We start from the raw sequence: 13,923 nt of genomic DNA on the forward strand, positions 1-13,923 counted from the left end.
GCAATGATTTAAATTTTTTAATGCCCCAGAGTTGTATTATTTTTTTGTTAATAGATACAGTGTTAAATCCTTTGTTACTGTATACATTTATTAATAATGCGAAAATACTATTGTTATAAGGCATATTTTTTATTTTTTTTGATGCTTTACAGTGTTAAAGAGATTATTAATATTTGTAAGTTAAAGTATATCAGTATTTTAACTCAAGTAATTTTACGACACTAAACTATTTTACGATTTTTTATTTTGCTAAAAAGAGTTTGATTTACGGAAAAATAAAAATCCCGATTGTAATGAATCGGGATTATAAATTATAGTTGGAGGATTTGAAAAATTATTTTTTTTCAGAATGTATTGGAGGATATAAGGTTAAGATTTTGGAAACAAATTCCTTGATGTTTTCGTCTTTCTTATTCGTATTTTTGGTTAATGTGCCTTCACCAATTCCTTGCCATATTAATTCTTTTTTATTATTATCAATAAAATCAATTGTCAAAGTGCCTTCAGCATAGCGGTACACAGAGGTGTTTCCTCCCCACATCCAAGGATTCCATCCCCATCCCCATCCGTAACCCCAACCAGCATTGAATTGGTTGATGTCAACTTGTTCTCTTTCTTTGGTGAAAAAATTAATCAATATATCCGGATTGTCGCTTTTGGTAAAGCCTTTGCTGGCCATTATTTCATCAATAGAACGCAAAATTCTTTTTTTGTCTAAGTCTGATATTTCAACTTTATCGATTCCATTTTTTTGGTAGGCGTAAGTTTTATATTTAGTAAAATCGATATTTTTATCGAAATCAGAAGCTACTCTAACAGAACTACAGGAAGCGAGAATGAAGAGTAGGAGTAATGGTAAAAATTTTGTTGTTTTCATAGTGTTTTTATTTTAGTTTTAGGTTTCAAGTTTCAGGTTTCAAGTTCTTTCTAAAACTAACGTGAAACTTTAAACTTGAAACAAATCTTCATTTACTATATTAGGAATGGTAACTTTCAATAAAGGTTGCGTCTCCATCGCTCTTTTTATAGCAAAAATAGCACCTTCGTTCCGAGCCCAACTTCTTCTTGAAATTCCGTTGTTGACATCCCAGAAAAGCATTGATTCTAAGCGTCTTGATGCTTCTTTAGTTCCATCAAGAACCATACCAAAACCACCATTAATTACCTCACCCCAGCCAACACCGCCGCCATTGTGAATGGATACCCAAGTGGCACCACGGAAACTGTCTCCAATTACGTTTTGTATTGCCATATCGGCAGTAAAACGAGAGCCGTCATAGATGTTAGAAGTTTCACGGTAAGGGGAATCGGTGCCCGACACATCGTGGTGATCGCGTCCTAAAATAACATAACCAATTTCTCCTCGAGCAATGGCATTATTAAAGGCTTCAGCTATTTTCATTCTTCCTTCGGCATCAGCATAAAGAATTCGAGCTTGTGAACCAACAACTAATTTATTTTCTTGTGCACCTTTGATCCATTGAATATTATCTGCCATTTGTTGCTGAATTTCCGCTGGAGAAGTTGCCATCATTTCTTCCAAAACATCGTAAGCAATTTGGTCGGTTTTGGCTAAATCTTCGGGATTTCCAGAAGCACAAACCCAGCGGAAAGGGCCAAATCCGTAGTCGAAACACATGGGGTCCATAATGTCTTGCACGTAACTTGGGTATTTGAATTCTCTACCCAATGTTGGATGGTCGTTCATCACATCGGCGCCAGCACGAGAAGCTTCTAATAAAAAGGCGTTTCCATAATCGAAGAAATACGTTCCTTTTGCGGTATGTTTGTTGATGGCTGCCGCATGACGACGTAAGGTTTTTTGAACTTCTTCTTTGAATTTGGTCGGATTATTAGCCATTAAATCATTCGATTCTTCAAAAGTGTAACCAATGGGATAATAGCCTCCAGCCCAAGGATTGTGAAGTGAAGTTTGATCTGAACCCAAATCGATGTATAAATTTTCTTGATTAAAACGTTCCCAAACATCGACTACATTTCCCAAGTAAGCAATAGAAACTATTTCTTGATTTTCTAATGCTTTTTTTACTCTTGGAACTAATTCGTCAATGTTTTCAATCACTTCATTAATCCAACCTTGTGAATGACGAATGTGTGTGATTTTTGAATTTACTTCAGCACAAACGGTTACGCATCCTGCAATGTTTCCTGCTTTTGGTTGTGCGCCAGACATTCCGCCCAATCCTGACGTTACGAAAAGTCCGCCTTTTGGAGATTTTTTAATTTTTCTGAATCCGTTTAAAACTGTGATGGTAGTTCCATGAACAATTCCTTGTGGACCGATGTACATATAACTTCCAGCTGTCATTTGTCCGTATTGCGAAACGCCTAAGGCATTCATTTTTTCCCAATCGTCAGGTTTAGAATAATTGGGTATTACCATTCCATTCGTAACTACAACTCTTGGCGCATCTTTATGTGATGGAAATAAACCCATTGGATGGCCTGAATACATGACTAAAGTTTGCTCTTCTGTCATTTCAGCCAAATATTTCATGGTTAGTAAATATTGTGCCCAGTTTTGAAAAACAGAACCGTTTCCACCGTAGGTAATTAATTCGTGTGGATGTTGTGCCACTTCATAATCCAAATTATTTTGAATCATCAACATAATAGCTTTTGCTTGTTCGCATTTTCCAGGATATTCTGAAATAGGTCGGGCATACATTTTGTAATCAGGACGCAAACGGTACATGTAAATTCTTCCGTGGGTTTCTAATTCGGTTTTGAATTCAGGAAGTAATTCAGCGTGATGTTTTGGCTCGAAATAGCGTAAAGCATTTTTTAAGGCTAATTTTTTTTCCTCTTCTGAAAGAATTTCTTTTCGTTTTGGCGCATGATTTATTTCAACTTCATAAGGCTTCGGATTTGGTAAAACCGATGGAATTCCTTGTACTATTTGTTCTTGAAAAGTCATTTTTCTTTTTTTGAAGTTTTTAGTTTATGGCTTGTAGTTTGAAACGGCAAACTATGACTGAAAACGGTTTACTTTTTGATAGTTCCTGTTTTTTTGTCAAAACCATAAGGACAATGGCGACAACCACTTCGACAGCAATAGCCCCGGTTTAAATGGTGTTTTTCGGTAAAGCATCGATACCCTTCTGGTGTGATGTAATAATCTTCACCTTCAATTAATTTATTTTCATTATTTTGGTCAATCATAAATACAAATTTAACGACTTTATAAATAATGATACTAATCGTTTCGAAATATTTAATGCCTAAAAGATTTAAAGCTATTGCTCTTTTTCCATTTATTCTTATTAGAGATAATTTTGAAACCAATAATTTAGTTTTAATTAATCATGAAAAAATACATCTTAGACAGCAATTAGAGCTGTTAATTATTCCATTTTATGCGTTGTATTTTATAGATTTTATATTAAAAATAATCCTTTTTAAGGACAAAAATAAGGCGTATAAAAATATCCTATTTGAGAGAGAGGCTTACCTTAATGAAGAAAATTTGGACTATTTACAGACTAGACCTTTTTGGAATTGGACACGGTATTTGAAAGGATAGATTTTGATTTTTTAAGGAGTTTAAAAAATAAAATTTCAGAGTTATTTTGTTATATAATGACAAAAACACGAAAGCATAATGTATTAAAAATCAGATTAAAGGCTGTTTTTTACGATAAAAAGGACAAAATGCATCTCAAAGATAAAAAAAAAAGATTTTGTTCGTTTTTTTTGATTAATTTCGTGAAATATTTCGTTTTATGAAAAAAAATATTCACTTACTATCGCTTTTAATCGTAGCATTATTTGTTTTTCAAAACACGGTTGCACAGCTCTATGTTAGTCCCAACAGTTACATGTATGTTGCGGACAATTATGTATATGTCAAACAAGACATCAATCTTCAGAATGATGGTAATGTTTATTTAAGAAATGAATCTCAGCTATTACAAGGAACATCAGGAAGTTCTACAAATCAAGGAACGGGTAAATTATCTGTTTTTCAAGAGGGTACAGTAAATAATTATGCTTATAATTATTGGTGTTCACCTGTTGGGAATGCCTCTTCCACATCAAATCCTTTTGGGGTGTCAATGTTAAGCAGGCCTACAGACCTTACCAATAGTACACCAGCAACGTTAATAACAACCTTAGACGGATCAACATCCAATTCAAACTTGTCTATTGCGTCTCGTTGGGTTTTTAAGTTTTTATCTTCGAGTGCCTATTCACAATGGATTTCTGTGGGATCTGCTTCAACAATTAATGCAGGGGAAGGTTTTACGATGAAAGGGTCAAATGGGACTGATAATACAACTGTTCTAGACGGTAGGGATGCTTCTGGAGTACCTACAGGTACGGGAATTCAAAATAACCTAACAGGATTTAAACAGCGTTATGATTTTAGAGGATTACCAAATGATGGGAATATCAATATATCATTAGGAGCTAATAAACTTACTTTAACGGGAAACCCTTATCCATCAGCGATAAATTTAAATATGTTTATATTAGACAACGTTGCTTCTGGTGCAATGGATGGGACGGTTTATTTTTGGGAACAAGATGCGACTGTCAATTCGCATGTGTTAGTTGCTTATCGCGGAGGATATGGGACTTATCTGCCTAGTGATCCTTTCACTGAAGGCGTATATGCTGCTGCGACTTGGACAAGTTATAACGGAGATGGTTCTGTAAATGTTATACCACCTGGACCCGGAGCTGGTGGAACTTATTTTAGAATGATTTCGCCAATAGGACAAGGTTTTATGGTTCTTGGATCTGCAACAACAACTGGGACAGCAGTAATGAAAAATTCTTATCGTGTTTTTAAGAAAGAAGGTGTTGCAAATAATTCTCAGTTTGCGAGAAAAATCAAAGATGATGAATTTTGGGAGGAAACCCCAAACGTTGCAGGTATCGATTATACAAAATATCGCAAGCGAGGATTGCCTCAAATTAAAATTCATACAATGCTTAATAATGAGTTCACCAAAGAAATGGTTGTAGCTTTTAACACCAATGCAACCGATGGTTACGATTTAGGAAAAGATGCAAAGTCTCCTGTGAATAATTTGGCAAACGACACTTATTTCCCATTAGATGGCAAAAATGAATATGTGATAAGTACGCTTCCGTTTGATATTGAAAAAAGAATCCCAATAGCCTTAAAATGTAATTCAAGAGCCTCTTTTAAAATGACAGTAGGCAGTTTGATCAATTTTGATTTGGCTGAAAATATTTTTATTTACGATAAATTATCTGGGATTTATCATGATATCAAAAATGGATATTATGATGTGACTATTGACTCAGAGTCAAAAGATCGTTTTGAAATTACGTTCAAGAACCCATCATTAACAACTGCAGATGCTGAAGTTTTAAAAAGTTTTACTGTTTTTCAAAATAATGAATCCAATGAATTAGTGATTTCTAATACACAATTAATAAACATGAAATCGTGTTATGTTTATGATATCCATGGAAAAGTTATTTTTAGTAAAGAAAAATTAGGCAGCAATAACCAATATGTTTTTCCAACGAGTTCTTTGAGCGATGGAGTTTACATTGTCAAATTAAAAACCTTAGATAATCTGGAGACAAGTAAAAAAGTTATTGTAAAGAAGAAATAGATAATCATCATAAATTTGAAATAAGTCTCCTTTAGCGAAGGAGATTTTTTTTACAGCTTACTTTTATTTAATTTTTACTTTTGTCAAATGCTATCTCTTAATCAGAAAATTGATATGCCATTTTCTTCAAATTGTTCCCTTTACATAAAAAGGGAAGATTTGATTCACCCCATAGTTTCTGGGAATAAATTCCGAAAGTTAAAATACAATATCATTCAGGCAAAGTTTGAAAATAAGTCTTGTTTACTCACATTTGGAGGTGCCTATTCCAATCATATTGCTGCAGTTGCTTATGCCGCAAAGGAAAACAATTTGGACTCTATTGGAATCATAAGAGGAGATGAACTTGTAAATAAAACAATTGAAAATCCTACGCTACAATTCGCTCAAAAATGCGGAATGAAATTTGATTTTGTTTCGAGAGAAAAGTATCGATTGAAGCAAGAAGATACTTTCATTGAAAATTTGAAACAAAAACATGGAGACTTTTATTTAATTCCAGAGGGAGGAACTAATGAATTCGCGATAAAAGGATGTGAAGAAATTTTGACTTCAGATGATAGCACGTTTGATTACATTTGTTGTTCAGTTGGAACTGGAGGAACAATTTCTGGGATAATAAATTGTTCAAAAAACAGTCAACAAGTTTTAGGATTTCCAGCTTTAAAAGGTGATTTTTTAGAAGAAGATATTCGTAAATTTGTAAACAAATCAAATTGGAAATTGATTACAGACTACCATTTTGGTGGCTATGGAAAAATAAATAGTGAACTGATTGCGTTTATAAATACCTTCTATGAGAAAACAGGAATTCCTTTAGACCCTGTTTATACTGGGAAGATGGTTTTTGGCGTTATGGATTTAATACAGACTAATTATTTTCCAAAAGGGTCAAAAATTTTGTTGATACATACTGGAGGGCTTCAAGGAATTCAAGGGATGAACATTAAATTAAAGATGAAAAAATTACCATTAATTAAAAGCAATGATTAAAAAAGCAATACTTTTTATAATTTTAATTATTTTAGTTGGATGTTCCTCTAGCCAGCCAATAGTGAGAACCACAAAGCCCACCTATAAAAAACCGGCTACGACAGCTTCAACGAGGAATAGAACCACTACTCATCCAACACCAACAAAAAAGCCAGTAGTAACAAGCAAACCAACCTATCAAGGGTCAACTTCAACAAGCGATAAGGCTGTTGTAAAATCGTCGGGTAGTTCTGAGAACACATCAAATAGTCAGTCGGAAATCCTCGAGGCCACTACGAGAGTCAAAGTAACTACCGCTATGGTATTGGATTATATCTCAAAGTATAAAGAAACTGCCAAAAATAACATGGTACAATATGGAATTCCTTCAAGTATTATTTTAGGTCAGGGAATTCTAGAATCGGGTGCGGGAACAGGACCATTAAGTACTTTAGCCAATAACCATTTTGGGATTAAGTGTCACAAAGATTGGAGCGGTCCTAGTGTGAGATATGATGATGATGAAGAAAAAGAGTGTTTCAGAAAATACGAACAACCAGGAGAATCTTATAAAGATCATTCTCTTTTTTTGACAGGAAGAGCTTGGTATCAACCCTTGTTTAAATTGCCTAAAGATGATTACAAACAATGGGCAAAAGGGTTAAAAGCCGCAGGTTATGCTACCGATCCAAAATACCCAGAAAAATTAATTGGTATCATAGAGCGCTATCAATTAAATAGATTTGATTCAGAAGTTTTAGGAACCGAATACATTCCTATAAATACAAAAGACCAAATATCTATGAATTCTGATATTTATCAAGTGAGTCAGGGCGACACCTTGTATTCTATTTCAAAAAGATTCAACATTACTATTGACGATTTGAAAAGAATAAACAATATCAACGACAATTCTATTTCGATAGGTCAAAACCTTAAAATAAAATAATTATATGTTATATCAAAGAAGCAGTCAGCTCTTTGCTGAAGCTGAAAAAGTAATTCCTGGAGGCGTAAATTCACCGGTGCGTGCTTTCAGAGCTGTTGGAGGCACTCCAATTTTTGTTAAAAGTGCTAAAGGAGCTTATCTATATGATGAAGACGGAAACAGATTAATAGATTATATCAATTCCTGGGGACCAATGATTTTGGGACATGCCTTCGAGCCCGTTGTAGAATCGGTAATTCAAAGAGCTAAGTTAGGAACTTCTTTTGGGATGCCAACTGAACTAGAGACAGAGATAGCTGCTCTAGCGGTTTCTATGGTGCCTAATATCGATAAAATACGATTTGTAAATTCGGGAACAGAAGCCTGTATGAGTGCTATACGTTTGGCCAGAGGGTTTACTAAAAAAGATAAGATTATAAAATTTGCCGGTTGTTACCATGGTCACTCAGATTCTTTTTTAATTCAAGCGGGAAGTGGTGCTATAACTTTTGGAACTCCAAATAGTCCCGGAGTTACAGCAGGAACAGCAAAGGATACTTTGTTGGCTCGCTACAATGATTTAGAAAATGTTGCACAATTAATCGAGGCCAATAAAAATGAAATAGCAGCGATTATAGTAGAGCCAGTTGCGGGAAATATGGGTTGTATTCCACCAAAAGACGGTTTTCTTCAAGGACTGAGAGAATTATGTACTGCCAATAATATTCTACTGATTTTTGACGAAGTGATGACTGGATTCCGCTTGGCAAAAGGAGGTGTTCAAGAGTTATATTCCATAAAAGCAGATATTGTATGTTTTGGAAAAGTAATCGGAGGAGGTCTGCCTGTTGGAGCTTTTGCTGCACGAGAGGAAATTATGAATTATTTGGCGCCGCTGGGTCCAGTATATCAAGCAGGAACCTTATCAGGAAACCCATTGGCGATGGCAGCAGGATTGGCCATGTTGAAGGCGCTAAATGAAGATGTTGCCATTTTTCAAAGATTGGAAGAAAAAACAGCTTACTTAGAAAACGGAATAAGGAAAGTTCTACAAGAGAATAAAGTGGTATTTACCATCAACAGAGTAGGTTCGATGATTTCTGTTCACTTTGATGCTTCGCCAGTTCTTGATTTTCAATCGGCTTCAAAAGGGGATAATGAGACTTTTAAAAAATTCTTTCACGGATTATTAAAAGAAGGGATTTACATTGCACCGTCGGCTTATGAAACTTGGTTTATTACTGATGCACTCACTTATGATGATTTGGATTTTACCATTCGAGCTATAGACAAAGTATCTAAAACGCTTTAAAATAAAAAATCCGGTATTACCGGATTTTTTATTTATTTTCTTCTCTCTTCCATCCTAGCTTTCATTTTTTCTTTCTTCTCAATTTTATTGGCATTCCATTTTTCAAATTGCTCCGGAGTCAAAATGGCTTTCATTTTTTCATCCATTGCCTTTTTCTCTTCTTCTACTTTACTTCTAAATGCCGCTCTTTCCTCGGGAGATGGTTTTACGGAACTGTTTTTATATTCCTCTCTTTTTGCTTTGAATTCTTCTCTTTTCGCACCTTGTTCAGTTAATAGTTGCTTTATTTGCTCTTGCTGTTTTGAATTTAAATTCAACTCTGAAGTTAGTTTTTTTAGATGTCGTTCCGTTTTTTGTTCTGGAGTTAATTTTTCCATTTTATCCTTCATAGGACTACCGTCTCTTCCTTGTGCAAAACTAGTTAGACCAATTGCTAACAATGCGAATAAAAATAATTTTTTCATGATATAATTTTTTAAGATTTGTAGATAAGACAAGTGAGAAAGTAAAAGGTTTAATAGTTAACAAAAAATTATCATTCTTGCCCTTTTAATTGTTTCGGTTGTTGGATTTCAAATCGATTTTAACAAAGCCACCTTTGTTTTCTTTTCTTTCAATGGATTGTTGAACGATTAAAATTCCGATGGTAATCATATTGAGTAATTCATAAAAAGCAGAATCGATTTGATACAGTTTGCTTTTTTCTTCCATATCATTTTTCCATTCGATTAGCTGTTTTTCAGCTTTCATCAAATCAGAGTTGTTGCGAACAATTCCAGCGTTTTGACGCATCAAATGTTGCAATTGAGACTTTAGTGTTGTTAAATATTCGGTTTCTATTTCAGGTTTTTCTATAGAATTATAGTTGGTAGCAGTCTGATTTAATTTTGGAATTTCTATGGCTGTATTGGCTATATACTCATAGATTTCATTAGAATAGACTAAGGCTTCTAGCAAGGAATTAGACGCTAATCTATTGGCTCCATGTAAACCCGTACGAGAACATTCACCACAGGCAAATAAATTATCAACAGACGTTTTTCCATGCTTATCAACAACAATTCCACCACAAAGGTAATGTTGAGCAGGAACAACAGGAATCCAATCCTTAGCAATATCAATTCCTCGTTTTTTACAAACATTGTATATCATTGGAAAATGCTTCATGAATGCCTCTAAATCCAGATGTGTACAATCTAAGTACACACAATCTTCTCCTGATTTTTTCAACTCCAAATCAATGCTTTGTGAAACAATGTCTCTGGAAGCCAATTCTCCTCGCGAGTCATAATCAAGCATAAATCGGTGACCACTTTTGGTTCGCAAATAGGCTCCAAATCCTCGTACTGCCTCTGAAATCAAAAATTTTGATCCTGTAGAAGTGTCGTATAAAGCTGTGGGATGGAACTGTATAAATTCCATTTCTTTTATTTTTGCATGGGCTCTGTAAGCCATGGCAATACCATCTCCGGTGGCAATAACAGGATTGGTAGTATGTCCATATAAATGACCAATACCTCCGGTTGCTAATAATGTAATATCAGAACGGTAACTGCTGATTTGTTTGGTTTTTTCATCAAATACGATAGCTCCAAAGCAACAATTATTTTCAGTAATTAAATCAAGTGCAAAATGATGATCTAATACTGTAATGTTTTCTTTTTGATACACTTGCATCAATATGGCGCGTTCAATCTCAGAACCAGTCTGGTCTTTGTGATGTACCACTCTGTTTTCAGAATGACCACCTTCTTTGCCCAAATCAAGATTGCCTTCGGAATTTTTATCAAACTTAGCACCCCATTCAATGAGTTCTTTCAAGCGCTTTGGACCCTCTGTGACTACCATTTTAACTACTTCTGGATCACATAACCCATCACCACAAATAAGGGTGTCTTCTATATGTTTTTGATAAGAATCTTCATCTTTATCCATAACAATAGCAATACCGCCTTGGGCATATTTAGTATTCGATTCGTCAGCGGTGGCTTTAGTTACTATGGTTACTTTTTTTTCAGGAAACCGATCTGCAATTCGAATAGCAAAGGTCAATCCAGCAACTCCAGAACCTATAATTAAATAATTCGTATCTGTCATTATTTTGATAATTCAAGCATGCGCTCAATTGGGACAAGTGCTTTTTTAATAATATCCTCGGGAACAGTAACTTCAGGAGTTTCGTTTAGCAAACAATCGTATACTTTTTGCATGGTATTCATTTTCATGTAACCACATTCGCTACACGCACATGTATTGTCTTCTTTTGCGGGAGCAGGGATTAATATTTTATCGGGAACTTCTTGTTGCATTTTGTGCAAAATACCAAACTCTGTAGCAACGATAAATTTGTTATGTGGATTTGTTTTCACATAATTAATCATCCCAGAAGTTGAACCAATGTAACTGGCTGTTTGAAGTATATGAGTTTCAGATTCAGGATGCGCAATAATTTGGGCATCAGGATGTTTTTTATGAAGCTCGATTAATTTGTCTAATGAAAAGGCTTCGTGAACCACACAAGACCCATCCCAAAGTAGCATATCACGACCTGTTTTACTTATAATATATTTTCCTAAATTTTTGTCTGGAGCAAAAATAATAGGAACATCCTTTGGAATCGATTCTACGATTTTAACGGCATTGGCAGAAGTGCAAACAATGTCAGTCATCGCTTTTATTTCAGCAGAGCAATTCACATAGGTGATTACAGTATGGTCAGGATGTTGGTCTAAAAATTTTCTGAATAAATCAGGAGGACAGGATTCTGCAAGTGAACAACCTGCTTTCAAATCAGGTAGAATTACTTTTTTGCTTGGATTTAAGATTTTAGCAGTTTCAGCCATAAAATGAACTCCTGCAAATAAAATAATATCTGCGTCAACTTTAGTAGCTTCTTGGGACAATCCCAAACTATCTCCAACATAATCGGCTATGTCTTGAATATCATTCTCTTGATAATAATGAGCCAAAATGACTACATTTTTCTCTTTTTTTAACTCTAATATTCGCTCCTTTAGACTTTTCATTGTACTATTTTAAATTTTATTTTCAACCTAAAGCTTCTTTATCGTAAAACCAATCGGTATAGAAAATGGGCTGTTAAAACGCCACAAAAATACCACAAAAACGTGTATTTCTCTTTTTATTTTGAATTTTAAATACAAATAATACCAAAAATAATTCCAAATCAAACTTTGGAATGACATTTATCAGGTTTTTAATTAGTTGCATTGCCGAAATTTGTGGCTTATGTATAATAAAACCGCAAATATGACAGTGAATCAATCTACACACACCTTTCATATCCCTGTGATGGGGCTAGCCTTTACTATTGATAGTCCTATACGAGTAGCACAATACGGAATAGATTCTGTGATTTCGATTATGGATGACGAGCTTATCGAAAAAATGAATGCTTTTTACAGCGAAAAATTTGATAAACCATACCAAGAAATCACTCAAAAAATTCAGGATTATCGTGCCAAACGAATTACATCCTATTTGAATTTAGTGGACCAAATTGTAAAAGATAAATTCGAAAATTTTAAAGTCGAATTGTCCGAAAACAAGTTGGCATTAGAAAATTATGTTTCAATGTTGCCTAATGCATCCGAATTGAGAAAAGGCTTACATCAGCTATTGCACGAAGGTTCCGTTTTGAAAGATACTGTTAAAAAGTTTCTCGATAATTATCTTTTGGCTGGTCAGATTGATGTGAATATCATGACCAAATTAGACAAAGACAATTTCATTAAAAAAGAACAACTAGCTATTGAATTTAATGATGCACATGCTGCACTTCGTGGGTTTGCAAATAGTACATTGTCTTCTTCTGCAGTTCTTTCGGCAGGAATGAATCCAAGGTTGTTTAGCTATTTCGAAAACTTTCCCGCTTTTTTTCCAGATAGCAATCAGGTGCTCCAAAAGAAAATTATTCTTAAAGTGAGTGATTTTCGCTCTGCCATGATTCAAGGTAATTTTCTCGCTAAAAAAGGACTTTGGGTTTCGGAATACCGAATCGAATCGGGTCTCAATTGTGGGGGTCATGCTTTTGCAACCGATGGGTTTTTACTTGGACCTATTTTGGAGGAATTCAAAGATAAAAAAGACCAATTGGTTCAATCGGCTCATGATTTGATGGTCAAAGCGCTAACTCAAAAAGGGCTTCCCGTTCCCGAAAAACCATTAGCCTTAAAAATTACGGCTCAAGGAGGTGTTGGTACTGCTGAGGAACACAATTTTCTGTTACAATATTACAAGTTAGATTCCATAGGTTGGGGTTCTCCATTTTTATTGGTTCCTGAAGCTACTTCGGTGGATAAGCAAACACGAGAATTATTAATTAATGCTAAAGAAAAGGATTTATACCTGAGTCATATTTCCCCGTTGGGAGTTCCATTTAATACTTTGCATGGCACAACAAACGAAAAGTTCAAACAAAAACGAATAGCCGAGAGCAAGGCAGGAAGTTCCTGTCCGAAACGATTTTTGGCGCTGAGCAAAGAATTGGATGCCAAGGGGATTTGCACTTCATCAAAACAATACCAAGATATCAAACTTGAGGAACTGGAGATAAAGAAAGAAACTTTGTCGGCAGAGACCTATGAAAAGATGAAATTCAGTATTACAGAAAAAGCCTGTCTTTGTGTAGGTCTCGCCAATGCATCCTATTTAGAAAATAATATCAAGATTAAAGGGCAGGAGCAAGGGGTTATCATCTGCCCAGGACCTAACATGGCCTATTTTGACCAAGAAGTATCTCTTTCTACTATGGTGCAACACATTTATGGTTATACTTCCGTTTTGAGAACTACGAATCGTCCGAATTTGTTTGTCAAAGAATTGAAAATGTATCTCGATTATTTAAAGAATGAAATTAGCGAAGTTTCCGATGAAATCACTTCAGCACAAATCAAAAAACGGAATGTTTTTAAAAATAATTTGATGGAAGGAATAGGTTATTATCAGCATCTATTTAGTACCACTTCTTTTTTTAAAAATGAAACAGAAGAGATTCAAAATCAATTAGAAAAGTACTTGTCAGAAGTTGAAGCACTTTTAATTCCTGAGTTCGTATTAGTTTAAAATAGTGTTTG

At 34.7% G+C, this 13,923-nt stretch carries 12 protein-coding genes; 6 read left to right on the plus strand and 6 right to left on the minus strand.

Annotation, left to right across the window (positions count from 1 at the left end; translation table 11 throughout):
- Nucleotides 1-334: 334 nt before the first annotated feature.
- The 3 genes from AC23L6_RS02535 to AC23L6_RS02545 all read right to left on the minus strand — a co-directional run bounded on the left by AC23L6_RS02535 (nucleotide 335) and on the right by AC23L6_RS02545 (nucleotide 3,183).
- Nucleotides 335-877: a DUF4136 domain-containing protein gene (locus AC23L6_RS02535; RefSeq protein WP_487560728.1), complete on the minus strand. Its 543-nt coding sequence runs from the start codon at nucleotides 875-877 to the stop codon at nucleotides 335-337.
- A gap of 69 nt (nucleotides 878-946) precedes the next feature.
- Nucleotides 947-2,938: a urocanate hydratase gene (hutU, locus tag AC23L6_RS02540; RefSeq protein ID WP_487560729.1), complete on the minus strand. Its 1,992-nt coding sequence runs from the start codon at nucleotides 2,936-2,938 to the stop codon at nucleotides 947-949.
- A gap of 68 nt (nucleotides 2,939-3,006) precedes the next feature.
- Nucleotides 3,007-3,183: a C1orf53 family protein gene (locus tag AC23L6_RS02545; protein ID WP_487560730.1), complete on the minus strand. Its 177-nt coding sequence runs from the start codon at nucleotides 3,181-3,183 to the stop codon at nucleotides 3,007-3,009.
- Between the two features lie 55 nt (nucleotides 3,184-3,238).
- On the opposite strand from AC23L6_RS02545, the gene AC23L6_RS02550 reads away from it, so the two are divergent.
- From AC23L6_RS02550 to hemL, 5 genes are all read left to right on the plus strand, one after another.
- The gene (locus AC23L6_RS02550) at nucleotides 3,239-3,544 is read left to right on the plus strand and encodes a hypothetical protein (protein WP_487570224.1); all 306 of its coding nucleotides are present in this window, start codon (nucleotides 3,239-3,241) and stop codon (nucleotides 3,542-3,544) included.
- Between the two features lie 199 nt (nucleotides 3,545-3,743).
- Nucleotides 3,744-5,615 carry a T9SS sorting signal type C domain-containing protein gene (locus AC23L6_RS02555; protein WP_487560732.1) on the plus strand — a complete coding sequence of 624 codons (1,872 nt, stop codon included), beginning with the start codon at nucleotides 3,744-3,746 and terminating at the stop codon, nucleotides 5,613-5,615.
- An 87-nt stretch (nucleotides 5,616-5,702) separates the two neighbouring features.
- Nucleotides 5,703-6,608 carry a 1-aminocyclopropane-1-carboxylate deaminase/D-cysteine desulfhydrase gene (locus AC23L6_RS02560; protein ID WP_487560733.1) on the plus strand — a complete coding sequence of 302 codons (906 nt, stop codon included), beginning with the start codon at nucleotides 5,703-5,705 and terminating at the stop codon, nucleotides 6,606-6,608.
- A complete protein-coding gene (locus tag AC23L6_RS02565; RefSeq protein WP_487560734.1) occupies nucleotides 6,601-7,536 on the plus strand; it encodes a glucosaminidase domain-containing protein in 936 nt (311 codons plus the stop codon). Before AC23L6_RS02560 ends, AC23L6_RS02565 begins: the two co-directional genes overlap by 8 nt.
- Nucleotides 7,537-7,540: 4 nt before the next feature.
- On the plus strand, nucleotides 7,541-8,827 hold the full coding sequence (hemL, locus tag AC23L6_RS02570; RefSeq protein ID WP_487560735.1) for a glutamate-1-semialdehyde 2,1-aminomutase: 1,287 nt from the start codon (nucleotides 7,541-7,543) through the stop codon (nucleotides 8,825-8,827).
- A 32-nt stretch (nucleotides 8,828-8,859) separates the two neighbouring features.
- On the opposite strand, the gene AC23L6_RS02575 is transcribed toward hemL, so the two are convergent.
- From AC23L6_RS02575 to nadA, 3 genes are all read right to left on the minus strand, one after another.
- The gene (locus tag AC23L6_RS02575) at nucleotides 8,860-9,291 is read right to left on the minus strand and encodes a Spy/CpxP family protein refolding chaperone (protein WP_487560736.1); all 432 of its coding nucleotides are present in this window, start codon (nucleotides 9,289-9,291) and stop codon (nucleotides 8,860-8,862) included.
- Between the two features lie 85 nt (nucleotides 9,292-9,376).
- Nucleotides 9,377-10,924 carry an L-aspartate oxidase gene (gene nadB, locus AC23L6_RS02580; RefSeq protein WP_487560737.1) on the minus strand — a complete coding sequence of 516 codons (1,548 nt, stop codon included), beginning with the start codon at nucleotides 10,922-10,924 and terminating at the stop codon, nucleotides 9,377-9,379.
- The gene (gene nadA, locus AC23L6_RS02585; protein WP_487560738.1) at nucleotides 10,924-11,853 is read right to left on the minus strand and encodes a quinolinate synthase NadA; all 930 of its coding nucleotides are present in this window, start codon (nucleotides 11,851-11,853) and stop codon (nucleotides 10,924-10,926) included. The genes nadB and nadA overlap by 1 nt, the downstream gene beginning before the upstream one ends.
- A gap of 244 nt (nucleotides 11,854-12,097) precedes the next feature.
- On the opposite strand from nadA, the gene AC23L6_RS02590 reads away from it, so the two are divergent.
- On the plus strand, nucleotides 12,098-13,912 hold the full coding sequence (locus tag AC23L6_RS02590) for a hypothetical protein (protein WP_487560739.1): 1,815 nt from the start codon (nucleotides 12,098-12,100) through the stop codon (nucleotides 13,910-13,912).
- Nucleotides 13,913-13,923 lie beyond the last annotated feature (11 nt).

It is taken from the genome of Flavobacterium sp. R1_16 (assembly GCF_057652095.1).